We start from the raw sequence: 22912 nt of genomic DNA, 5'->3' as shown, positions 1-22912 counted from the left end.
TCAGCTCCGGGAATGCGTGGATGCGGCGGCCGTGCCGGGCACGTCCCCGGGGTCGTCGACGGCGGACAGCGGGCGGGCCGGCGTGTGGGCCGACGTACGCGCCGGGTGGGGACTCTCTTCGGCGTCGTCGTCGCCTTCATGCATGACCGGCCCCTTGCGCACCAGCCGCATCATGTAGGCGATGCCCACGCCGAACACGAAGAAGTAGGCCACGACGAACAAGGCCAGCGTCAGCGCCAGCTCCGGCGCGCCGTGCGGCGAGACGGCATCGGCGGTGCGCATCACGCCGTAGACCACCCAGGGCTGGCGCCCGATCTCGGTGGTGAACCAGCCTGCCAGGAGGGCCACCAGCCCGGCCGGTCCCATCCACAGCGCCATGCGCAGGAAGGCGCGCGCGCGGTAGAGAGCTTCGCCACGGCGCAGCAGCAGGCTCCACAGCCCGAGCAGGATCATCAGCATGCCCAGCCCCACCATCACGCGGAAGCTCCAGAACAAAATGGTGGCATTGGGCCGGTCCTGCGGCGGGAATTCCTTCAGGCCGGCGATCTGGCCGTCCAGGCTGTGCGTCAGGATCAGGCTGCCCAGGCGCGGGACCTCCACCGCGAAGCGGGTCTCCTCGCGCGCCATGTCGGGCCAGCCGAACACGATCAACGGCAGCGGTTCGTCGCCACGGTTCTCCCAGTGGCCTTCCAGCGCGGCGATCTTGGCAGGCTGATGCGCCAGCGTGTTGATGCCGTGCATGTCGCCGATCACGGCCTGCACGGGTGCCACCACCAGCAGCATCCACATCGCCATCGACATCATCTTGCGTATCGCCGGGTTATCGCGGCCGCGCAGCAGGTGCCAGGCCGCGGAGGCGCCGACGAACAGCGCCGTGGCGAGGAATGCCGCCACGCTCATATGCGCCAGCCGGTAGGGGAAGGACGGGTTGAAGATCACGCGCAGCCAGTCCACCGGCACCACGCGGCCGTCGATGATCTCGTAGCCCTGCGGCGTCTGCATCCAGCTGTTCGAGGCCAGGATCCAGGTCGCCGAGATCAGCGTGCCGAGCGCCACCATCAGGGTGGCGAAGAAGTGCAGGCCGGGGCCGACCTTCTTCCAGCCGAACAGCATCACGCCGAGGAAGCCGGCTTCGAGGAAGAACGCGGTCAGCACCTCGTAGGTGAGCAGCGGGCCGGTCACGCTGCCGGCGAAGTCCGAGAAGAAGCTCCAGTTGGTGCCGAACTGGTACGCCATCACCAGGCCGGACACCACGCCCATGCCGAAATTGACCGCGAAGATCTTGGACCAGAAGTGATAGAGGTCGCGATACACCGGATCCTTCGTGCGCAGCCAGCAGCCCTCCAGCACCGCCAGGTAGCTCGCCATGCCGATGGTGATGGCGGGAAAGATGATGTGGAACGAGATGGTGAACCCGAACTGGATGCGGGCGAGGTCGAGCGCGCTCAGGCCGAACATGGCGTGGTCTCCGTGATGCGGTGGTTGCCCGGGGTGGCTGGTCCATCGCACCCGGTAACGCGTAGGGATAGCGTAGACCACGCCGGGAGCGCGTTGAAGGACGCTTGTGCGTGGCGGCGGCCAGCGCCGGGAGATGGCCCCTGGTACGGCAGGGCGGAAGCGAGCGGGGAGCCTGCCCGGGCGGGCAGGCCTGAAGCGGGGATGTCCATGTGCGAAAGCCATGAGTTGGGCTCGCAACCGGGGCGCGGAGCGCGCCCGGCGCATGCCATGGACAACATGCTACCGGCAGGCCGGCGTGGATAACAGAAGCAACGACTTGAAAAAAGACCGTATCAGTTTGCTGCGCTCAAAGTGGTGCTGGCCGCGCACCGCCGAGCACGGCGTGTTCGGCGGCCCGCGCCTGGCACGCCTCCAGCAGCTGTACGGGAGAGATCTCCTTGCTGCCGATCATGCGGCGCAGCGCCACGGCGGCCTGCGCTGGCAAGCCGTCGTTCCGGGTCATGGTGGATGGGGTTGTGACTGAAGCCCGCGTGGCTAGCGGCTCAGCCCGCGCGCGGCCACCGGCCACAGGCAGGCGACCGTGCCGCCGCGCACGCCGATCATCTCGTCGTACAGGTTGAGGGTGGGATCGCAGTGGCCGGGCACCAGCAGCACCTGGCTGCCCAGTGCCGGCAGCACCGGCGCCGAGCGCGCGCCCGGCGCGGGCAGCGCTTCCACGATGCCGTGCTCGTCGTTGGCCGCCACATAGGCCAGCGCAAAGTCTTGCCCGTCGCTGCCCCATATCAGCGGCAGCCCGGAATCGACCGCCATCGATTTCAGCCCGGCATCCACCACCACGCGGGGGGTAGCCGGCGCGGGCGCCGCGGCGGCCGTCACGCTCATCACGCTGCTGGCGATAAACAGGCTGTGCTCGAAGCGCAGCGGCCCGCAGTAGTTGTTACGGGCATAGTCGCCGTCCATGAAGATGTACGAGCCGGGCTGGATCTCGGTATAGACGCCGCTGTGCAGGTCGAACTCCACGCTGCCGCTGCCGCCGCCGGTGACCGTGGCGCAGGTCACGCCGGCTTCGGCCAGCGCCGCGACCACGGCCGCGGTGCGCCTGGCGGCATCGGCCGCGGCCTGGCGGCGCGCGGCGTAGTCACGCACATGCTGGATGCCGCCGTGATAAGCCTGCAGGCCACGGAATTCCAGCTGCGCGTGCGCGCCGATCGCCTGCGCCAGTTGCAGCGCGGCGGGCGCGCCGGACACGCCGCAGCGGCCCTGGCCCACGTCGATCTCCACGAATACGCCGATGGTGCTGCCGGCCTGTGCCGCGGCGGCGGCCAGCGCCTGCACCTGGCGGGTGTCGTCCACGCACACGCTCATGCGCGCATGCACGGCCAGCTGCGCCAGCAGCGCGGCCTTGGCGGGCCCGGCGATCTGGTTGCTGACATGGATGTCCCTGACTCCCGCCTGCACGAAGGGCAGCGCCTCGCTGACCTTCTGGCAGCAGATGCCGACCGCGCCGCGCGCGATCTGCGCCAGTGCGATCTGCGGGCATTTGTGCGCCTTGGCATGCGGGCGCAGCTGCACGCCCGCCTGGTCGGCGGCCTGCTGCATGTGCGCCACGTTGCGCTCGAATGCGTCCAGGTCGAGCACCAGCGCGGGCGTGTCGATGGCGGTCATCGGCTGCCCGGCCACGGCGGCCGGCGCGAGCTGCAGGGCGGCCAGGGCCGAAGGCATCTGCGGGGATGGCGAAGCGGAAGCGGTAGTTGTCATGGAAGGCCTGTCTGGTGTCGTTCGGTTGGCATGGCGCCGCCGGCGGGCGGCCGTGCCTGCGATGATGTGGCGCGCGGGCGGGCGCTGTCAAACCAGCGTGCCGCCGCGCCGGTCACCGCGCCCGCCTCGACACTTGGCGCCATCAGTCGGCCTGGATATTGGCGCGCTGCGCAATGGCCCGCATGCGCGGCAGCTCCTTCGTGATCAGCGCGGTCACTTCGGCCGCATTGCCGTAGGCAGGCTCGAACCCGTTGTCGAGCAGCTTCTTGCGGGTGTCCGGGTCGGCCATGGTATCGGCCAGCGCCTTTTCCAGGCGTGCCTTGACCTCGGGCGGCAGTCCGCGTGGCGCCACCACCGCCAGCCAGGTGTCCATGTCGGTGGCGGGGAAGCCGCTTTCCGCCACGGTCGGCACTTCGGGCAGCAGGCTGGAGCGCTTCGCGGTGGTGATGGCGATGGCCTTGACCTTGCCCGCGCGGATCTGCGGCACCGCGGCCGCCACGGTGTCCACTGAGAACGGGATCTGCCCGCCGATCAGGTCGGTCATGGCGGGCGAGCTGCCGCGGTACGGCACGTGCAGCATCTTGATGCCCAGGTCGTTGAGCAGCATCTCGCCGGCGAACTGCGCCGTGGTGCCGCTGCCGAAGGAGCCATACGAGAACTTGCCCGGCGCGGCCTTGACCGCTGCCGCCAGTTGCTTGAGGTTGTTGACCGGTACGTCGCGGTTGGCCAGCAGGATCAGCCCGGTGCGCCCTGTCAGCCCGATCGGCTCGAAGCTCTTGAGCGGATCGTAGGGCAGCTTGGGATGGATGGCCGGGTTGACCGTAAACGTGGTGCCGGAACTCACCAGCAGCGTGTAGCCGTCGGGCGCGGCCTTGGCGACGATGCCGGCGCCGACGATGGTGCCGGCGCCCGGCCGGTTGTCGATCACCACGGTCTGGCCCAGCCGGTCGCCCAGCTTCTTGGCCAGCAGGCGGCCGATCACGTCGGTGGCGCCGCCCGGCGGGAAGGGGATCACCATCTGGATCGGACGCGAAGGGTAGGTATCGGCCAGCGCGCTGCCGGCGGGGACCGCCAGGCAGCAGGCGGCCAGCCATGCAAGCTTGATGGGTTGGAAGGATGTCATGCTGGCTCTCCTGCGGGTCGGGGTTGTCGTGGATCGGAACAGAATCAGCGCGCCTGGCGCGCCAGCGCGGCAGCCTTGTCGAGGAAGGCCTGGTATTCGGCCTGCGGCACGAACAGCCCGCCGGTGGTCCACACCAGGTGCATGGCTTGCGGCATGACGGCGTCCAGCTGGTGCCGGGCCAGGTAAGCGCGCCCGGCTTCGCTTTCGCACAGCATGCGCGGCCCGCTGAAGCCGGCCGCGGCGGAGGGCTCGATGCGCACGCCTTCGCTGCGCCATGCCAGCGCGAGGTGCCGGAACAGCGTGTCGTCCGCCACCGTGAAGACGCCGGACAGCAGCGGCCGCATCACGCCGGCCGCGAGTTCGGAGGCGCGCGGCACGGCCAGGCCGTCAGCCTCGGTGAGGTTGGTGAGGCCGGCATCGTAGACCGAGGGGTTACCGTCCTGCGCCGCCATCTGCACCAGGAAGCAGGGCGATTGCGTGGGCTCGGCGAAGAAGCAATGCACATGCGGGCCAAGCAGCTGGCGCAGGCCGAAGGTGATGCCGGCCGGCGCGCCGCCCACGCCGCACGGCAGGTAGACGAAGAGCGGGTGCGCGGCATCCACGAGGATGTCCCGCGCGGCCAGTTGCTCGCGCAGGTGCAGCGCCGCGGCGCCGTAGCCCAGCAGCAGCGACAGCGAACGCTCATCGTCGACGAAGTAGGTGAACGGGTCATGCTGCGCCTGGCGACGGCCGGCGGCCACGGCTTCTTCGTAGTCGCCGGCATGCTCCACCACTTCCACGCCGCGGCTGCGCAGGCGCGCCTTCTTCCATGCCTTGGCGTCGGCCGACATATGCACGGCGGCGCGAAAACCCAGCGCCGAGGCCATCACGCCGATGCTCAGTCCGAGGTTGCCGGTGGAGCCGACCGCGACCTGGTAGCGCCCGAACAGCGCGCGCGCCGCCGGCGCGCCCAGCGCCAGGTAATCCGGGGGTGCGTCGCGGCCGGGGCCGACCAGGCCGTGTTCCAGGGCCAGCGTCTCGGCAAATTCGAGCACTTCGTGAATGCCGCCGCGCGCCTTGATCGAGCCGGCCACCGGCAGGCTGTGATCGGCCTTGATCCAAAGGCGGCCCAGTTCGTGCGGCAATCCCAGGGCTTGCTGCATGCCGGGGGCCGCCAGCAGCGGCGATTCGATGGTGCCGCCGGTCCGCGCCAGCTCTGGGAACAGCGTGGCCAGCAACGGCGCAAAGCGGCGCAAGCGTGCCTGTGCCGCCCTGATATCAGCTAGACTAATGCTGCGCTCGCCTGCGGGCTGCGCCGCCGGTGGCGCGTCGGTGCGGCCGGGATTGCACCACAGCAGGGGTGTGGCGGTGCTCAGGCCGGCGAGGCCCRCATCGGAGAACAGTGGTTGGGGTGCGGCTGCGGATGCATGCATGGAGGTGGGTGCCTGCTGCGTTTCGGAATGGCTTCATTGTTGGTCCCGGCCGGCGCCGTGACAATCCATTTATATTTAGCCAGGCATCAGTATTACTAATGGCGATGCGATCTGTTCCCCATGCGGGTGCATGTCGTCGGTCCGGTGCGCCGGGCGCGCCGCTTTACCGTGAGTCCGTCCCGTGAGCACTCTGCTGTCGTCTTCCGTCTTGAGCTGGCTGCGCTGCTTCGAAGCCTCCGCGCGACATTGCAACTTCACCCATGCCGCCGCCGAGCTCTGCGTCACGCAGGGCGCCGTCAGCCAGCAGGTCAAGCAACTCGAGCAATGGCTGGACCGGCCGCTTTTCCTGCGCACGCCGCGCGCGCTGGTGCTCACGCCCGAGGGCGACCGGCTGCGCTTCGTGCTGCGCGAATCCTTCCAGGCCATCGAGGGCACGCTCACGCAGCTGCGCAAGCCGCGCGAGTCCGGTCCCATCGCGCTGAGCTGCGCGCCGTCGTTCGCGATGCGCTGGCTGACCCCGCGCCTGGGCGATTTCTTCCGCGATCATCCGCAGGTGGGCCTGCGCGTCTATGGCGAGTTCCACGCGCTGGACCGCGGCCGCATGGTGCGCGACGGCATCGACGCCGCGGTGCGCTTCGACCTGGGCGGCTACGACGACCTCAAGGCCCGCCTGTTCCTCGATGAATGGCTGCTGCCGGTGGCCAGCCCCGCCTTCGTGGCCGCGCATCCCGAACTGCGCGCCCCGCGCGACCTCAAGGGCGCGTGGCTGCTGCACGACACCAGCCCCTGGGACGGCGCGCAGCCGTTCGACGAGTGGCTGCACTGGCTGCGCATGGCCGGGGCCGAGGTGACGGGCCTGGACGCGGGGCAGCGCTTCAACCTGTCCCAGCTCGCGGTGGGGGCGGCACTGGCGGGGCAGGGCATCGCCATGGGCCGCTCGGCGCTGGTGCTGGAGGATATCGAGGCCGGGCGGCTGGTCGACCTGTTCGGCATCCATGCCCGCTCGCAGGCGTCCTACTTCTTTGTCAGCGCGCACGGCCAGACGCCACATATCGCCATGGTGGAAGACTGGCTGGCGGCCGAGGGTGCGCGCTTCGATACCGCGCGGGCCAAGGTGCTCGATATCCGGGCGCGCCGCCCGCCCGGCGGCCCCGGGGCACGGCGGCGCGCCTGATGCGCTGCGGCATGCACAGCCACGGATGACAAGCGGGCCGATTATCGGCATAGTTTGCGGCTTTCGCGCGATGCGCGCAGCGCACATGCGGCGACGCGGCAAGCCAGGCCGCCGCCGCTATCCTGGGTTCAGATGGACTTTCCTCTCGTGATCGTGGCGCTGGGCGCCGTCGTGGCCGGCTTCGTGCAGGGCTTGTCCGGTTTTGCCTTCGGCATGGTGGCCATGTCGTTCTGGGTGTGGACGGTCGAGCCGCGCCTGGCGGCGGCCATGGCGGTGTTCGGCTCGCTCACCGGGCAGGTGGTGGCGGCCATCACGGTGCGGCGCAGCTTCTCGCTCCGCCAGCTGCTGCCCTTCGTGGCCGGCGGTATTGTCGGCATTCCCATCGGGGTGGCCATCCTGCCGGTGCTCAATGCCAATGTCTTCAAGGCCTGCCTGGGCGCCTTGCTGGCGGTGTGGTGCCCGCTCATGCTGATGTCCGCGCAGTTGCCGCGCATCCGCTTCGGCGGACGGCTGGCCGATGGCCTGATCGGCGCCGCCGGCGGCATCATGGGCGGCATCGGCGGTTTCACCGGCGTGATTCCCACCCTGTGGTGCACGCTGCGCGGACTGCCCAAGGACGAGCAGCGCGCCATCATCCAGAATTTCAACCTGGCCACGCTGGCGGTGACGATGGCGACCTACGTCGGCACCGGCATCGTCACGCGCGACATGCTGCCGATGTTCCTGGTGGTGGGGCCGGCCATGCTGGTGCCCAGCATCCTGGGCGCGCGCCTGTATATCGGCATCAGCGAGATCGCTTTCCGTCGCATCGTGCTGAGCCTGCTGACGGCCTCGGGCGTGGCGCTGCTGGCGGCCTCGTTGCCCAGGCTGCTCGGAGCCATGCACTAAGCCGTAGCCGCTCAGGTCGCTCAGGTGTGGAAGGGCTCATCGTTGCCGCTGCGCTCGAATTCCGCGATCACCTGCGCGCCAAGCAATAGCAGCGTGGCGGCGATCTCCAGGCTGAGCAGCACCACGATGGCCGTGGCCAGCGAGCCGTACACCACGCTGACCTGCGACAGCGTGGTGAAGTACCACACCAGCACGTGGCGCGAGATCTCCCACAGCGCCGCCGCGGTCACGGCGCCGAGCAGCGCATGCCGCAATGACAGGCGGCCCACCGGCATCACCAGGTAGATCGAGGTCAGCATCAGGATCTCGCCCGCCAGGCCGAGCAGGTACAGCAGGCTGCCCGAGAGGCGGTCCAGCGACCAGTCGTGCCCCAGTACCTCCACATGCCGCTGGCCGAAGGCCTGCAGGGAGCCCGACACCACCGTCACCAGCAGCAGGCCGAGGCTGAGCACGACGATATAGCAGTAGGGCAGCACCGCGGACACCATGAAGTGGCGGCGGCGGATTGCCACGCGGTGCTCGAAGATCACCGACATGGCGTTCTCCAGCACCGTGAACGCCAGCGAACTGAAGAAGATCATGCTCGCCAGCAGCACCCAGCCGATCACGCCGCGGTTGTCCAGGAAGTTCGCCAGCTCGGCGATCAGCGCGCGCGATTGCCCGGGCACCAGCCATTCCAGGTAGCGCGACAAGGTGCGCAGCAATGCCTGCGGCTCGATCACGTGGGACAGCGCGATCACCATCAGGATCAGCAGCGGCACGATCGACAGGAGGGCGTAGTAAGCCACCGCGCCGGCCAGCAGCAAGCCCTGGTTGGCGCGGAAATGCCGCAGCGTGCGCAGCATGAAGGCGCCCGGGTGCTTCAGTACCAGCCGGGCGCGCGCATCGAGGATGGGCATGGCGAAGGGGCTGTGATTGTTCGGGCCGCAAAAAGTGCGGAAGCGGCGCGGCGCAGGCATGCGGCGGCGGGCGCGCCTGGCCCGGCGCAAAGCGCCGCCTTGCCCTTGAAGTTCCAGTCAATGTTCAATGTGGTGCATGACGCGTACAAGGGCAAGACGAGCTTGTCCTACATGGGCGGGCGGCATTCTCCGACAGCAATGGGGACCGGCGGGGCTATGCTGGGAAGAAGGCTCCAGCCATCAGCCCAAGCCCAGCCCCAGTCATCAGCCCCTCCCATCGCCACCACGCCTGTCGCCATGCCCTTTTCCCTGCCTTCGCTCAGCCATCTCCGCCTCAGGCAGCGGCAATCGGCGGCCCAATCGGCGGCCCAATCGGCGGCCGATGCCAATGCCGCGGCCGCCGCCGCCGCTGCGCCTGGCGAGGCCACCGCCACCGCGCCAGCGGCGCAGGCAGCCGGGGCGGCGCAAGCCGTCGGCCTGCCTGACAGCGGCAATGCACCGCCCGAGGCGCCGGCAGCCACACCCGCAGAGACGCTCGCCGGGCCGGCCGCCGCTCCCGTGGCTGCAGGTGGCCGCGGCGAACAGGCCCTCGTCATCCTGGCCGTGCTTGCATCGCTCTATACGCTTCATCTTGCCAGCGCTTTCGTGATCCCGGTGGTGCTGGCGATCGTGATCGCCTATATGCTCGATCCGCTGGTTACCTTCCTGTTCCGCCGCCGCATCCCGCGGGTGATCGGCGCATCGCTTGTGCTGCTGGCCATGCTTTCCGGCGTGGTGTGCTGCGCCTACCTGCTGCAGGACCAGGCAGCAGGGCTGGTGGACCGCCTGCCGGAGGTGGCCACCAAGCTTTCGCGTTCGCTAGGCGCGCTGCTCAGCGGCGACGACTCCATGGTGCAGAAGGTCCGCCGCGCGGCCACGGTGCTGGCGGGCACCGGGCAGCCGCCGCCGGCCCGCACGCCGCAGGTCGTCGTGGAGCGCTCGGGCGACGCCATGACGAATATGCTGGTGGCCGGATCGATGGGCATCCTCGCCTTGTTGGCACAGGCTGCGGTGGTGCTGTTCCTGGCCTTCTTCATGCTGGTCTCGGGCGATATGTTCAAGCGCAAGTTCGTCAAGATGGCCGGTACCACGCTCTCGCAGAAGAAGATCAGCGTGCATATGCTCGACGAGATCAACCGCCAGATCCAGGGCTATATGGTGATGCTGCTGGTCGCCAATGCCATGGTGGGCATGCTGACGTGGCTGTTGCTGAAGTGGCTGCACCTCGATAACGCCGGCACCTGGGCATTGACCGCGGCGGCGCTGCACCTGGTGCCGTATTTCGGCGCGGCGCTGATCGCGGTGTGCATCGGGCTGGCCGCCTTCATGCAGACCGGCGGTGCCTTCGGCCTGGCCGCGCTGGCGGCCGGCGGCTCGCTGCTGATCGCCACGCTGATCGGCTCGGTGGTCACTACCTGGATGACGGGCCGCATGGCGAAGATGAATGCAGTGGCGGTGTTCGTGGCGCTGCTGCTCTTTACCTGGCTATGGGGTGCCTGGGGCGTGCTGCTGGCCATTCCCATCGCGGTGATCGCCAAGGTGGTGGCCGATCATGTGGAAGGCATGGAGGTGCTGGCCGAATTCCTGGGCGAGTGAGCGCGGCCGGGGCTGTCTCAAGCGGGGGCCGCGAACTGCGTCACCAGCGCCGCCGCCGCCGGCGAAAGCGCCTGCGGCTCGCACGCTAGCAAGCGCAGCGTGCCTTCTCCTGCCAGGATCAGTTCAGCCGCTTGCGCGCCGAAGCGCAACACGCCTTCGGCGAAGACGCGCTCGTGAGGCAGCGCCGCGCCTTCGTCTTCGCGCATCGATACGAACCGCAGCGGCCGCACGCACATGGGCTGGCTTTCGCCGTCCAGCCACAGCCATTGGTATTTGCGCGCGCGCGGCGCCTCGGCGGGCAGGCCAAGGCGCTTGATCTCGAGCACGGTGCCCGCGGCGGCGCTGAACGCGAACAGGATCCGGTAGTCAGGTGCGGCAGGCGATGCCGGTGGGGTTTGCGTCATGGCTTGCCGTACAGGGTGCCGCGAAGGGAGCGCAATTCTACCGGACCTGGCCGCCACGCACGGTGCATGCCGCGCATATCGTTAGGCGAACAYGCGCTGCCGGAAGGCGCCAAGGTCGGCATCCAGAACGATCCCTCCAATGGCAACCGCGCTGCTGCGCCATGGGTGAAGCCGCTGGTGACGGCGTACCAGTCGCAGGAGGTGCGCGACTTCCTGGCCAGGCAGTTCAAGGGTGCCATCCTGCCCGCGTTCTGACGCGCGGCCGGCGCTGGCGTGCCTTCACGCGCCCAGCGCTTCCTCCACGAACAGCAGTCGGTCGTTGCCCCAGAACAGTTCGTCGCCGACGACAAAGCTCGGCACACCGAACAGGCCGCGCGCCACTGCCGCCTCGGTGGCCTGCTTGAGGGCGTCCTTGACGACGGGGTCCTCGATCATCTTCAAGGCCTCGCGCGGGTCGAGGCCGGCCGCCGCCAGCGCCGCGCCGATCTCGGCGGGATCGTTGAGGTTGCGCTGCTGCTCCCACATGGCGGCGAACATGGCCTCCACATAGCGGTGGAAGGCGGCTTCGTCGCGCAGCTGGTAGCCCTTCGCGGCGCGCATCAGCGCCAGCGTGTTGATCGGGAAATGCGGATTCTGCTGCAGGTTGGCGCCGTAGCGCTTCGACCAGCGCGCGGTATCGGTGTTTGACCAGCGGCCCTTGGCGGGAATCTCCGCGGGACTGTGGTTGCCGGTGGCCTTGAACACACCGCCGAGCAGGATGGGCTGCCAGTCGATCCGCGCGCCGGTGCGCTGCGCCACGCGCGGCAGCTCCTTGTAGGCCAGGTAAGAGTAGGGGCTGCCGAAATCGAAATAGAAGGTGACCTGCTTGCTCATCTGTTGTCTCCGTTCATGGTTTTCCTGGCGGACATTCTCTTGCGCCGATGCTCACCAGGTCTCCATCCACGGGCGGATGTCCAGTTCGTGGGTCCAGGCGTCGCGCGGCTGCTGGTGCAGCATCCAGTAGGTATCGGCGATGTGCTCGGGATTGACGATGCCGTCGTTGTCCTTGGCCGCATAGCGGTCGGGGAAGTTCGAGCGGATAAAGTCGGTGTCGATGGCGGCGTCCACCACCAGGTGCGCCACGTGGATATTCTTCGGGCCAAGTTCGCGCGCCATGCTCTGCGCCAGTGCGCGCAGCGCATGCTTGGCGCCGGCGAAGGCGCTCATGCCGTCGCGCCCGCGCAGGCTGGCCGTGGCGCCGGTGAAGAAGATCGAGYCGTGGCCGCGCGGCAGCATCACGCGGGCGGCCTCGCGTCCCATCAGGAAGCCGCCGAAGCAGGCCATCTCCCAGACCTTGAAGTACACGCGCGAGGTGGTCTCCAGGATGGAGAAGCGCACGTTGGCGCCGATATTGAAGATCGCCACCTCCAGCGGCGCGATCTCGCGCTCGATGCGCTCGATCAGCGCCACGGTGTCTTCTTCCTTGCGCGCGTCGCAGGCAAAGCCGTGCGCCTCGCCGCCCTCGGCGCGGATCTGCTCCACCAGCGGCGCAAGCTTGTCGGCATTGCGGCGCGTGACGCAGGCGATATAGCCTTCGCGCGCAAAGCGGCGCGCAATGGCGCCGCCCGTAGCGTCGCCCGCACCCACCACCAGAACGGCTTTCTTGTTGGTCATTGCATTGTCTCCAGTCTGCGATATTGCGCCCGGGCAGGACCCCGGGCGGTTTTTTTCGTCGCTGCGCGGTGCGCCGCCTTGCTGTGGCGGCGAATCTGCCCTAAGCTGAACGATCGTTTAGTAAGCGAACTTTATGGTACGAATGCGGCCGGCGTCAAGCCTTGGCACCATACCCCGCCCCCCCAGGAACAGCACTGCGTGATTCCGCAATCCACAAAGCCGCCACGCGCGAGCGTGTGATAGCAGCCAGCGGCGCGCTAGCCAGGCGCGGGGGCTTCGCCACCACGGGCGTGGATCCGCTCATGGGAGCCGCCGGGCTGACCGGCGGCGTCCGGCTGGCTGGATGCGCTATTGCGGCGCAGCCGCACGACGGCCAGCGGCTCGTCCGACAGGAGCAGCCGCAGGCCGGCGGCAGCCACGTCCACGCGCAGTGTTTCTCCCCCATGCCAGCGGCACGGCGATACTGCCGCGCTCGCCCGTGCGCAGCGTCTGCCCGTGCCCTGGCGGCAAGGCTGTCGCGGATCGTCTGCGACGGGTGCCAGAGCCTGCCGTGCCCGGTGGAGAACCCGTCGCGGACCGCGATCAAGGCCGTTGCAAGTGCCGACGCGCGCACCACGAAGCCGGAAGCCGCCACTGGGCACGTCCGGGACCAGCCGGGCAGCGCGCGGCACGACAGCAGCATTGATGCCACGTCGGCCTCCCATGCGCGTTTTTCCGTGCATTTGCCGGTATTTGCATGCCATTGGCAGCGGCGCCGGCCGCGGTCCCGAGGATCGCATGGGCCCGCGCGGGGACCATGTTCGGCGTCGCACCGACGCATCGTCCGGGCGGGGGACGCGCTGGCCGCTTCGCCTGCCGGGATGGCGCGGGTTGCCCTCCGGGCGGGAAGCGGGCCTGGGGATCCCGGCGCGGTCCGCGACACCACATTCCAGCGCGGGGTCGATGCCTATCGCACCGATAAACAACATCAAAGGAAAACCTGCGTGCGATATCCCATACTGGTAGCAAAGAGGTTCGCGATACCGTGACAACCTGCCGTTTCCAAGGCGGGTTCTAGCGCCACAGCGAGCCAGGGTGCCGCAGGCGACACAGGCGACCCGGTCGATCCGGCCACGCCAGCGTCAGGCATGCGCACTCATCGACGAACTCCATACCAACAGAGCCACATCATGTCCTTCACCCTCAAGGTCAACCTGGCACACGACATCTTTCCCAACGAACTCGACGCGCGCGTGGCCGACATGCGCCAGCTTGCCCAGGACGTCAGCAAGGAGCTTGCCCGCAGCCAGCAGCGGCGCGAGCGCGRGCGCCGCGAACCCGACCCGAGCGACCCGCATACGCGCCACTAGCTGGGTACCCGCGCGCTGCGTGCCCGTTCCTGCACCGCGCGGCGCAGGGCCGGCAGCACCTCGCCTTCGAGCCCGGACACAGCGGGGCCCTGCGCCCACACTTCGTGGTCCACGACGGCGGCGAAGAACGGCGTGCCATAGGCGTTCTGGATGATCGCGTGGCCGTCGCGCGTCTCGGTGGCAACCCACTTGAGGTGGTCAGGCAGCAGGCCGGCGGTGACGACGGCCTTGCCGCTGCCCAGGCTCAGCTTCACATAGTCGATTTCCCGGAACTCCGGAAACGACTTCGCCATCTTGTCCATGCGCCCGAAGTATTCCGCTTCATAGCCTCGGCATGGCGGGCAACTGGCCTGCCCGAGGTAGAGCAGGGTGATGCGGGATTCGGCGGTGGCGTGGAAGGGCGCTGCCTCGCCTGGTTGCGCGCTGGCACCGGCCATCCGGCCGGCGATCAGGACCGCGGGGGCGGCAATCAGCAGGGTTCGGCGGTCCATGGCTGGCTCCTCCGGGGCACTCGACAAGCAGAGTATCGGCCGCCATGCGCCGCCGCGCATCCCCGGAATGGGGGATGCAGGGATGCGCGCAAGCTGCCGCGCTAGCGGTGGAAGCCGTGGAAGCCGTGGAAGCCGCCCATGCGCCGCCCGCCGCCGCGCGCGCCGAAGCTGGCGCCGGGGTTGCCCGCGCCGCCGCCCCACTGGCGAGCAGTCTGGCCAAAGCGCTGCTGTCCCAGGTCGCGCGCCTGGCGTTGTTGCTCCAGCTGGCCGCCGACGTTGGCATTGGCATCGGGCTGCACCGGCTCCCAGCCGCCCGAGGTGTGCTTTTGCCAGCCGCCGTCCTGGGTGTGCTGGTAGATGTTGCCGTCATGTCCGGCGTAGACGTCGCCGTTGTTCCAGGCCACGCCGTTGCCCTGGCCGCGGTTGACCACGAAGCCCTTGCTGCCGGCTTCGCGCTGGCCGGTCTGGGTATTGCCGGCCACGCCGAACTCGGCCGCGCCGGCGCGCCCGGTCTGCGCGTTGTAGCCGGCCACCTGGCGCCCGCCCGCGTAGTTGCCGGTGTATTCATTGCCGGCGATGCCGCCGCGCCCGGCGCCGGCGCTGCCCGTGGACGGGTTGTAGAACGAGCCCTGGCGCCCGGCCGCGGCATTGCCGCTGTACGGGTTGAAGGCGGCGCCCGCGCTGCCCTGGAAGCGGGCGCCGGTGGCCGGGTTGTAGCCGGCGCCTGCGGTGCCGCGCCATTGCGTGCCGGTCCAGGCGTCCCAGCCCGAGGCATGGGTCACCGTGCCTTGTCCCCAGCGTCCGTAGAAGTTGGCCTGGTTCACGTTGACGTAGTTCCAGTTGTAGCCCCCGCCCCACCAGTACGGTCCCCAGTAGGGTGACGCCGCGCCCCAGAACGCCCCTGCCGCGAAGCCGAAGGCGAAGCCCTCCGCGGCGCCGAGCGCAAAGCCCGCGCCGTAGCCGTAGGTGGGCGGATAGCCGTAGTAGACCGAGCCCACATAGGCCGGATAGACATAGCCCGTGCCGTACACCACGGTGCCGTCGGCGCTGATCACCACACCCATGTAGCCGGGCGTGTAGCCCACTACCACGGTATCGGGCGCGACCGAATAGATGCGGACATAGGTGACGTAATGCAGCGGCGAGCTGGCCGGGATGGTGTAGATCGCGCCGGGCACCTCGGTGGCGACACGCCAGGGGCCGGTCGGGCCGGCGGCGGTGAACCAGACCCCGTTGGCCACTGCGTAGAAGTGCTCTGCGTCGGTCTGGATCACGGGCGTGGCGGCGTTGACGGCGTAGTTCAGCGAGGTGCCCTCGATCGGCGCGAAGCGCGGCGAGCCGTCGAAGCCGACCGTCAGCGTGGCCTTGGCGCGCGCTACCGCCGCTGTCTGCGGAATGGTGGCCGCGATCTGCGCCTCGCGTGCCTGCGGCGTGCCCGGCACGGAAACCAGCACGTTGGCCCTGGGATCCTGGGGCGAGATGCGCGCGAAGTCCGCGGGCAATGCACTGCCCGGCACGAACTGCCACGGCCCGTCGACACCCGGCGCGGCGAACCAGCGCCCCGAGACCAGCACGTAGTAGCGGTTGCTGGCGGGGTCGACGAACACCGCGCGGTCGGTGTTGCTCACGGTCAGCAGGCTGACGCCGGCCACCGGCAACAACTTGGGCGCGCCATCGGTGACGATCAGCTCGGTGGGGCCTGTCGCCACCAGGATGGCGGGCGGGGCGGCGGGACGCCTGCCGTCGGCCGGCAGCATCGGATCGGCCTTGGCGCCGGCCTGGGCCTTGCCAGCGGCGGTGACCAGCGCCTGCGGCGGGCTGGCGATCATCTGCCACGGCCCGCCGAGCGCGGCGGCGCCGTACCAGTAGCCGGCCGCCTGCAGGTAGAGTTGGCCGGCACTGTCGCGCAGCAGCAGGGCGCGGCTGTTGAGGGCATGCTGGTAGCGCGTGCCGCCGGCCTCGCGCCAGGCCGGCTCGCCATCGACCAGCACCAGCAGCGTGGGCACGGGCGCGAAGACGATGCGCGGCGCGTCGTTCTTCACCGCCACGCCGGAGGCCCTGGCGACTTCCTGCGAGGCCGCGTAGCTGGCCTGCAGTTCATCGAGCGGCACCGTGAGCCCGGCCGGCGGCAGGCGCGCCAGCAGCGCCTGCCGCACCTGGCCGGCCGCCTCGGGATTGGTCGGCACGTCGACGCTGTCCACCTGGATCGCGCGCATCTGCACCAGGCCGGATGCCTTGTCGATATCGGCATGCGCGGAGAAGCGCACCACGCCGTAGGTCGGCGTGCCGTTCTTCGCCCCCACCGCCACCGCGGCGCGGCCGGAGAGGCGGTCGCCGTCCCATTGCTCGATCTGCGGCTGGTACATCTCGATATGCTGGCTGGCCGCGTCGAAGTTGCGCGGCCAGGTCAGCGGCGCGGCTGTCCGGGGCGGATTGGCCGCCTGTGCCGGCGGCATGCCCAGCGCCAGGCAGGCGGCAATCAGCAGCAGGCGCAGGCGCGCGGTGGCCGGCGTGGCGGCGGTGGCTGGCATGGTGCGGCTCCTTGTCGGCAAATCCAGCAGGCTGGCCGGCAGCGGGCGATAGTCCCAGCCTGGCCGGGCGCGGCAAGCGCCGCCCGGCCACCCATGGCGCGGGCATTGCCCCTGCCTGGGTCAGACGGCCCGGAGCGCTTCGTCGATCCGGGCGCGCGTGGCGCGCGGTGGCGTGGCGCCTATTCGTTGCTCACCTTGCGCGATTTCCAGCGGCCGTCGCTCTGCTTGCAGAACCAGCCGGTCCAGTTGTCTTCCAGGCCATCGCGCTTGAGCTGGGTGCGCAGCAGGCGGCAGGACTGGCCCTGGTCGGTCTTGGAGCGCAGCGGCGTGAGCGAGCCTTCGATGGCGCGGCGGCCGCTCGTGGCGGGATAGTTCCAGGGCACCACGGCGCCGTCGGCGCCGGTGTTGAGGATCTCGCCCACGCTCTTGGCGAGTGCGGCGGATTCCTTCTGGCTCATCTTGCCGATCACCGTGGCATTGACGAATGTGTCGAAGTAGGCGAGCGCGGGCGCGGCCGGGGCCAGCAGGGCGGCACATGCCAGCGAAGTTCGGAACAACTGGCGCGGTGTCATGGATGCAGTCCTTTTGTCGTGGGTGGTTCGATGGATCGAAGGGCGCGGGACGCGTCCGGATACAGACGGCGCGAAGCCCGCACGCGTGCGGAGTCCCGCGCTCGTCACGTTTTCATCGCGTCCTGCTACCTTATGCCATCCGCATGCCGGTGCGCGCCCGAGTGAAAACTTTCACATCCAGTACAAAAAGCGACATAACCACGCCGAAAGATTTCAGTACCCGGCACGACAGGCGATATGCCATGCTGCTCGCCAGTGCCTGATACGGCGCCGGCCCGATTTGCGTCCGTGCGTCCTGACGAGAGAGCGGCAAATGAGCGCAAGAGAGGCAATGGCGGCGCTGCAGCGCCATGTCGAGGGGGCCATCAAGGGGCAGGGCGAGGTGATCCGCCAGATCGTGATCGGCCTGCTGGCCAACGGCCACCTGCTGCTGGAGAGCGTGCCCGGCCTGGCCAAGACGCGCATGGTCAAGAGCGTGGCGGCCAGCCTGGACGCGCAGATGCGCCGCATCCAGTTCACCCCGGACCTGCTGCCGGCCGATATCACCGGCGCCGACGTGCTCTACCAGGAAGGCGGGCGCAACAGCTTCCGCTTCCAGCCGGGCCCGGTGTTCGGCAACCTCGTGCTGGCCGACGAGATCAACCGCGCCCCGGCCAAGGTGCAGTCCGCCTTGCTCGAAGCCATGGAGGAGCGCCAGGTCTCGGTGGGCGGCACCACGCATCCGATGCCCCCGCTGTTCATGGTGCTGGCCACGCAGAACCCGATCGAGCAGGAGGGCACCTATCCGTTGCCCGAGGCGCAGATGGACCGATTCCTGATGAAGGTGCTGATCACCTATCCTGCCGCCGACGATGAGCGCGAGGTGCTGCGCCTGGTGCGCGCGGAGGAGCGTGGCGAGGGGCCGGCCCCGGCCGATGCGCCCGCGGGCGAGAATCCGCCGCCACGGCGCGTGCCACAGGCCGCGATCTTCGCGGCGCGCGCGGAAATCAGCGCCATTCACGTGGCCGACGCGATCGACCGCTACATCGTCGACCTGGTCAACGCCAGCCGCGCGCCGGCCCGCTATGACGAGGCGCTGGCCAAATGGATCGCGCTGGGCGCCAGCCCGCGCGGCGGCATCGCGCTGGACCGCGCCGCGCGCGCCCATGCCTGGCTCGAAGGACGCGATCATGTCACGCCAGACGATGTGCGCGCGATGGCGCTGCCCACCCTGCGCCACCGGCTGATCCTGTCCTACGACGCCAACGCCGACGGAGTGGATGCCGATGCGGTGGTGCGCAAGCTGGTGCAAAGCGTGGCCGTGCCGGCCTAGCAACGGGGAACCCAGGTGGCCACGGAGGCGGCGCGCACGGCAGCGGAGATCGGCACGGTGTGGGTGGATGTCGCGCACCTGGCGCGGCTCGAGCACGCCGTGTGCGATCTGGGCTTCACCATGCGCCAGCCGCACGCCAGCGTGCTGGCGGGCAAGCACGGCTCGCGCATCCGCGGGCGCGGGCTGAATTTCGAGGAATTGCGCGGCTACCGGCAGGGCGACGATATCCGCCATCTCGACTGGCGCGCCTCGCTGCGCGCCGGGCGCGCGCTGGTGCGCGCCTACACCGAAGAGCGGGACCTGCCGGTGCTGCTGGTGGTGGACCAGCGCATGCCGATGTTCTTCGGCTCGCGGCGCGCCATGAAATCCGTGCTGGCGGCGGAGTTCGCCGCGTTGTGCGCGTGGATGGCACTGCAGGCCGGCGACCGCGTGGGCGCCGTGGTCTTCAACGACAGCGACACCACGCTGGTGCGCCCGCTGCGCAGCCGCGCGCGCGTGCAGGCCGTGCTGGGCGCGGTGGCCGGCATGAACCAGGCGCTGCATGCCGGCAGCACGGCGCGGCCCGTCTATGGCCAGCTCGACCGCGCGCTGGAGCGCGCGCTGCAGGTGGCGGCGCATGACCACCTGGTTTGCGTGGTAAGCGATTTCGCCGGGGCCGGGCAACGCACGCAGGATCTGCTGCGCCAGCTGTCCAGCCACAACAGCGTGATCGCCGCGCTGGTGTTCGACCCGATGTTCCAGGCCGTACCGCACCACACCGGGCGCATGGTGGTGACGGAGGGCGAGTTGCAGGTCGAGCTGGACATGGGCGCCAGGACCGTGCGCGAGCCGATCGAATCCTTCTTCACCGGCCGCCTGCACGAGGTCACCGCGCTGCTCAAGCGCAGTGGCGTGCCRATGATGGCAATCGATACCGAGGGCGAGGCGCTGGCCCAGTTGCGCCACCTGCTGGGACGCCTGGCCCCGCGCGGCAAGGCGCCGCGGCCATGAGCGCACGGCGCGCACGGCCATGGCAGAGCTGATCCGCGCCAGCGTTGCCGGCAGCCCCGGCGCCGCGCCTGCCGATGCCACGCTGTCCGCGCTGCAGGAGATCCCCACGCCCGCGCCGGTCTCATGGTTGCCGCAGACCTGGGGCTGGGCGGTGCTGGCCGCGCTCCTGCTGACGGTGCTGGCGCTGCTGGCGTGGCGCGTGTACCGTCGCCGCCAGGCCAGTCGCTACCGGCGCGAAGCGCTGGCCGAGCTGGCGCGGATCGAAGCCATGCTGGCCGACGAGCACAGCCGCGCCGGCGCGCTGGCGGCGCTGCCGGCGCTGGTCAAGCGCGTGGTGCTGGCGTTCGCGCCGCGCGCGCAGGTGGCCAGCCTGTCGGCACAGGCGTGGCTGGCGTACCTGGACGGCACCTGGCGCGCGGGCAGCTTCACCAGCGGGCCGGGGCGCCTGCTGCCGGAACTGGCCTACGGCAGCCAGCCGCCCGCGGCCGCCGAGGTGACGGCGCTGGTGGCGCTGCTGCGCGACTGGATCGGACAGCATCATGCTCGCCTTTGAACATCCCTGGGCGGCCTTGCTGCTGCCGTTGCCGCTGCTGGTCTGGCTGTTGCTGCCGGCGTACCGGGAGACCATGCCCGCGGTGCGCGTGCCGTTCTTCGAGGAAATGGCCGAGCGCAGCGGCCAGCGTCCCGCCCACGGCGCGGTGGTGATGCGCGGCAACTGGGCCCGGCGGCTGCTGGCGCCGCTGTGCTGGGTGCTGCTGGTGGCCGCGCTGGCCAGGCCGGTGTGGGTGGATCCGCCCATCGAGCGCGACGAGCCCGCGCGCGACCTGATGCTCGCCATCGATCTCTCGCAGTCGATGGAGGCACGCGATTTTACCGGGGCGGACGGCCGCGCCGTGGACCGCCTCACCGCCGTCAAGCAGGTGGTGCGCGGGTTTATCGCGCGCCGCAAGCAGGACCGCATCGGCCTGGTGGTGTTCGGCGTCGCCGCCTTCCCGCAGGCGCCGCTGACGATGGACCATGACAGCGTGCTGGCCTTGCTCGATGAAACGCAGATCGGCATGGCCGGCCCGCAGACCGCCATCGGCGACGCCATCGGCGTGGCGGTGCGCATGACCGAGGCGTCGCCGGCGCAGGAAAAGGTGCTGATCCTGCTGACCGACGGCAACGACACCGCCAGCAAGGTGCCGCCGGCGCAGGCCGCGCAGGTGGCCAGGGACCGTGGCCTGGTGATCCATACCATCGGTATCGGCGACCTCAATGCCAGCGGCGAGAACAAGGTGGACCTGGCTGCGCTGCAGGCCATCTCGGCGCGCACCGGCGGGCAGAGCTTCCGTGGCGAGGACCTGGCCGGCCTGGAGGCGATCTACGCTACGCTGGACCGCATCACGCCGGTCAAGGTCAGGCGCCAGTCGCACCAGCCCAAGCGCGACCTTTTCTGCTACCCGCTGGGCGCGGTCGGCATCTTGCTGCTGCTGTACCACGCGGTCATGCTGCTGCTGACTGCCGCGCGGCGGCCGCGCGGCCAGCCGCCGCCGGAGCCGGGCGCGGCCGCAACACGCGCAGGGGGGCGCTGATGGACCTGTCGGCCTTTCACTTCCTGCGCCCGCCGTGGCTGCTGCTGGTGCCCGCGGCCGCGCTCATCGCCTTCGCCTGGCACCGGCTCTCGGACCCGCGCCGCCGCTGGCAAGGCGTGATCGCCCCGCATCTGCTGGCGCGGCTGATCGTGGACAGCGGCGGCGGCCCGCGCCTGCGGCCGGTGCATGGCGCCTGCGCGGCGCTGGCGCTGATCGGCATTGCCGCGGCCGGGCCGGCCTGGGAGCGCGAGCCACCGCCGTTTGCCGAGGACAAGGCGCCGATGGTGATCGCCATCGACCTCTCGCGCAGCATGGACGCGGTGGACGTGGCGCCCACCCGGCTGGAGCGCGCCAAGCAGAAGGTGCGCGACCTGATGGTGCTGCGCGCCGGCTCGCGCACCGGCCTGGTCGTGTATGCCGGCAGCGCGCACATGGTGGTGCCGCCCACCGACGATCCGGTCTTCATGGCGCTGTTCCTGGACGCGCTCGACACCGGCATGGTGCCCGGCGCGGGCAAGAACGCGGCGGCGGCGCTGACGCTGGCGGATGGCCTGCTCAGGCGCGAGTCGGCCGCCGGTACCGTGCTCCTGATCACCGACGGATTCGAGCGCGCGCAGATTCCAGCCTTCGCCGCGCAGGCGCGGGCGGGCCAGATCCAGGTGCTGGCGCTGGCGGCCGGCACCGAGGGCGGCGGGCCCATCCGCACCCCCGATGGCCGCGTGGCCACCGACCCGCAGGGCAGGCCGCTGCGGGGCACGCTGGACCTTGCCGCACTCAAGGCACTGTCTGCCGATGCGGATATTCCGCTGGCCAGCCTGACGCTGGACGACGACGACATACGCTGGGTGCAGCGCCGCGCCGTGCGCAATATGGAAGCCGCGCAGGAGAAGAACGCGCAAGTGCGCTGGAAGGAAGCCGGCTATCTCATCACCGTGCCCATCGTCGTGCTGGGTGCATTGTGGTTCCGCCGCGGCTGGGTGGTACGCTGGCTGCCGCTGTGGCTTGCGACGCTCGCGGGCCTGCTGGCGCAGGCGCCGCGTCCGGCAATGGCCGCGGATTCCCGCCCGGCCGGCGCCACCACCAGCGCCACCACCAGCGCCACCACCAGCGCCATCGCCAGCGCCTTCTTCACGCCGGACCAGCAGGGCCGCCGGCGCTTCGAGCGCGGCGACTTCGCCGGCGCCGCCGCCCGTTTCCAGGACCCCATGTGGCGCGGCTGGGCCAGCTACCGCGCGGGCGACTATGCGGCAGCGCTGACCGCCTTCGCGAGCCTGGACACGCCGGACGCTTTCTTCATGATGGGCAATTGCTACGCGCGCCTGCGCGACTACCCGCGCGCGCTTGCCGCCTACGACAACGCGCTGGCGGCTCGCCCCGGCTTCGCGCAGGCCGTGGCCAACCGCGCGCTGGTGGCGGCGCTGATCGCCCGGGAGAAGAACGACAAGGATGACCAGGAACAGGCGCCCGACCTGCCGCCGGACAAGGTCGAGTTCGAGAACAAGGAGCAGGGCGGCAAGAAGGGCAAGCTGGACATGAGCCGGCTGCAGCAACAGAACGCGGAGCTGTGGATGCGCAACCTGCAGGTATCGCCGGCGGATTTCCTGCGGCAGAAGTTCCAGATCGAAGCGCGGCAGCCGGCGCCCGTGCCGCCGGCGGCGGCCCCGGCGTCCGGCGCGCGCGGAGCGGCGC

The 22912-nt window shown here is 70.0% G+C and carries 22 protein-coding genes; 10 read left to right on the top strand and 12 right to left on the bottom strand.

Annotated features, from left to right (window positions below):
• The 5 genes from AC1DO7_RS12365 to AC1DO7_RS12345 all read right to left on the bottom strand — a co-directional run bounded on the left by AC1DO7_RS12365 (nucleotide 1) and on the right by AC1DO7_RS12345 (nucleotide 5751).
• Complete coding sequence (locus tag AC1DO7_RS12365) at nucleotides 1–1458, bottom strand: cytochrome ubiquinol oxidase subunit I (protein ID WP_441619215.1); 1458 nt, start codon at nucleotides 1456–1458, stop codon at nucleotides 1–3.
• A 346-nt stretch (nucleotides 1459–1804) separates the two neighbouring features.
• Complete coding sequence (locus AC1DO7_RS12360) at nucleotides 1805–1960, bottom strand: hypothetical protein (RefSeq protein ID WP_441619288.1); 156 nt, start codon at nucleotides 1958–1960, stop codon at nucleotides 1805–1807.
• Between the two features lie 32 nt (nucleotides 1961–1992).
• The gene (locus tag AC1DO7_RS12355) at nucleotides 1993–3216 is read right to left on the bottom strand and encodes a DSD1 family PLP-dependent enzyme (RefSeq protein WP_477116185.1); all 1224 of its coding nucleotides are present in this window, start codon (nucleotides 3214–3216) and stop codon (nucleotides 1993–1995) included.
• A gap of 142 nt (nucleotides 3217–3358) precedes the next feature.
• On the bottom strand, nucleotides 3359–4339 hold the full coding sequence (locus AC1DO7_RS12350) for a Bug family tripartite tricarboxylate transporter substrate binding protein (RefSeq protein ID WP_441619219.1): 981 nt from the start codon (nucleotides 4337–4339) through the stop codon (nucleotides 3359–3361).
• 44 nt (nucleotides 4340–4383) lie between these two features.
• Nucleotides 4384–5751, bottom strand: coding sequence for a D-serine ammonia-lyase (locus AC1DO7_RS12345; RefSeq protein ID WP_477116184.1), 1368 nt, complete (start codon nucleotides 5749–5751; stop codon nucleotides 4384–4386).
• A gap of 181 nt (nucleotides 5752–5932) precedes the next feature.
• Between AC1DO7_RS12345 and AC1DO7_RS12340 the strand changes: the two genes are divergently transcribed.
• Together AC1DO7_RS12340 and AC1DO7_RS12335 are read left to right on the top strand one after the other, a co-directional pair.
• Nucleotides 5933–6925 (top strand): LysR substrate-binding domain-containing protein, encoded by a 993-nt coding sequence (locus tag AC1DO7_RS12340; protein ID WP_441619223.1) that lies wholly within the window; start codon nucleotides 5933–5935, stop codon nucleotides 6923–6925.
• 132 nt (nucleotides 6926–7057) lie between these two features.
• The gene (locus AC1DO7_RS12335) at nucleotides 7058–7813 is read left to right on the top strand and encodes a sulfite exporter TauE/SafE family protein (protein ID WP_441619225.1); all 756 of its coding nucleotides are present in this window, start codon (nucleotides 7058–7060) and stop codon (nucleotides 7811–7813) included.
• Nucleotides 7814–7833: 20 nt separating this feature from the next.
• On the opposite strand, the gene AC1DO7_RS12330 is transcribed toward AC1DO7_RS12335, so the two are convergent.
• Nucleotides 7834–8712 (bottom strand): YihY/virulence factor BrkB family protein, encoded by an 879-nt coding sequence (locus AC1DO7_RS12330; RefSeq protein ID WP_441619227.1) that lies wholly within the window; start codon nucleotides 8710–8712, stop codon nucleotides 7834–7836.
• A 297-nt stretch (nucleotides 8713–9009) separates the two neighbouring features.
• On the opposite strand from AC1DO7_RS12330, the gene AC1DO7_RS12325 reads away from it, so the two are divergent.
• Nucleotides 9010–10347, top strand: coding sequence for an AI-2E family transporter (locus AC1DO7_RS12325; protein ID WP_441619229.1), 1338 nt, complete (start codon nucleotides 9010–9012; stop codon nucleotides 10345–10347).
• A 17-nt stretch (nucleotides 10348–10364) separates the two neighbouring features.
• On the opposite strand, the gene AC1DO7_RS12320 is transcribed toward AC1DO7_RS12325, so the two are convergent.
• A complete protein-coding gene (locus tag AC1DO7_RS12320; RefSeq protein ID WP_441619231.1) occupies nucleotides 10365–10751 on the bottom strand; it encodes a hypothetical protein in 387 nt (128 codons plus the stop codon).
• Between the two features lie 66 nt (nucleotides 10752–10817).
• Here AC1DO7_RS12320 and AC1DO7_RS12315 point away from each other — a divergent pair, with 66 nt between their 5' ends.
• Nucleotides 10818–11006, top strand: coding sequence for a hypothetical protein (locus AC1DO7_RS12315; protein ID WP_441619233.1), 189 nt, complete (start codon nucleotides 10818–10820; stop codon nucleotides 11004–11006).
• A 24-nt stretch (nucleotides 11007–11030) separates the two neighbouring features.
• Here the strand turns inward: AC1DO7_RS12315 and AC1DO7_RS12310 are convergent, their stop codons facing one another.
• Nucleotides 11031–11624: a 2-hydroxychromene-2-carboxylate isomerase gene (locus AC1DO7_RS12310; protein WP_441619235.1), complete on the bottom strand. Its 594-nt coding sequence runs from the start codon at nucleotides 11622–11624 to the stop codon at nucleotides 11031–11033.
• 51 nt (nucleotides 11625–11675) lie between these two features.
• Nucleotides 11676–12404 carry an SDR family oxidoreductase gene (locus AC1DO7_RS12305; protein ID WP_477116183.1) on the bottom strand — a complete coding sequence of 243 codons (729 nt, stop codon included), beginning with the start codon at nucleotides 12402–12404 and terminating at the stop codon, nucleotides 11676–11678.
• Between the two features lie 1169 nt (nucleotides 12405–13573).
• Here AC1DO7_RS12305 and AC1DO7_RS12300 point away from each other — a divergent pair.
• Nucleotides 13574–13753, top strand: coding sequence for a hypothetical protein (locus tag AC1DO7_RS12300; RefSeq protein ID WP_477116182.1), 180 nt, complete (start codon nucleotides 13574–13576; stop codon nucleotides 13751–13753).
• On the opposite strand, the gene AC1DO7_RS12295 is transcribed toward AC1DO7_RS12300, so the two are convergent.
• The 3 genes from AC1DO7_RS12295 to AC1DO7_RS12285 form a co-directional block, all read right to left on the bottom strand.
• Entirely contained in the window at nucleotides 13750–14244 is a 495-nt protein-coding gene (locus AC1DO7_RS12295; RefSeq protein ID WP_441619241.1) for a hypothetical protein, read from the bottom strand. The two genes, AC1DO7_RS12300 and AC1DO7_RS12295, sit on opposite strands and share 4 nt — an antisense overlap.
• Before the next feature lie 101 nt (nucleotides 14245–14345).
• Nucleotides 14346–16775, bottom strand: a complete 2430-nt coding sequence (locus tag AC1DO7_RS12290; protein WP_441619243.1) for a carbohydrate-binding family V/XII — start codon at nucleotides 16773–16775, stop codon at nucleotides 14346–14348.
• A 179-nt stretch (nucleotides 16776–16954) separates the two neighbouring features.
• A complete protein-coding gene (locus tag AC1DO7_RS12285; RefSeq protein ID WP_441619245.1) occupies nucleotides 16955–17347 on the bottom strand; it encodes an RT0821/Lpp0805 family surface protein in 393 nt (130 codons plus the stop codon).
• A 313-nt stretch (nucleotides 17348–17660) separates the two neighbouring features.
• On the opposite strand from AC1DO7_RS12285, the gene AC1DO7_RS12280 reads away from it, so the two are divergent.
• The 5 genes from AC1DO7_RS12280 to AC1DO7_RS12260 form a co-directional block, all read left to right on the top strand.
• Nucleotides 17661–18659, top strand: coding sequence for an AAA family ATPase (locus AC1DO7_RS12280; RefSeq protein WP_441619247.1), 999 nt, complete (start codon nucleotides 17661–17663; stop codon nucleotides 18657–18659).
• Nucleotides 18660–18707: 48 nt separating this feature from the next.
• Nucleotides 18708–19649 carry a DUF58 domain-containing protein gene (locus tag AC1DO7_RS12275; RefSeq protein WP_477116197.1) on the top strand — a complete coding sequence of 314 codons (942 nt, stop codon included), beginning with the start codon at nucleotides 18708–18710 and terminating at the stop codon, nucleotides 19647–19649.
• A 19-nt stretch (nucleotides 19650–19668) separates the two neighbouring features.
• Nucleotides 19669–20202: a DUF4381 domain-containing protein gene (locus tag AC1DO7_RS12270; RefSeq protein WP_441619249.1), complete on the top strand. Its 534-nt coding sequence runs from the start codon at nucleotides 19669–19671 to the stop codon at nucleotides 20200–20202.
• Complete coding sequence (locus AC1DO7_RS12265) at nucleotides 20189–21223, top strand: vWA domain-containing protein (protein WP_441619251.1); 1035 nt, start codon at nucleotides 20189–20191, stop codon at nucleotides 21221–21223. Before AC1DO7_RS12270 ends, AC1DO7_RS12265 begins: the two co-directional genes overlap by 14 nt.
• A partial coding sequence (locus AC1DO7_RS12260; RefSeq protein ID WP_477116181.1) for a vWA domain-containing protein occupies nucleotides 21223–22912 on the top strand: 1690 nt, incomplete at its 3' end. The genes AC1DO7_RS12265 and AC1DO7_RS12260, both read left to right, overlap by 1 nt.

This window comes from Cupriavidus sp. 05N40, assembly GCF_056397305.1.
Note: the sequence above shows the minus strand (reverse complement) of the source record. Positions and strands in the feature narration are given on the sequence as shown.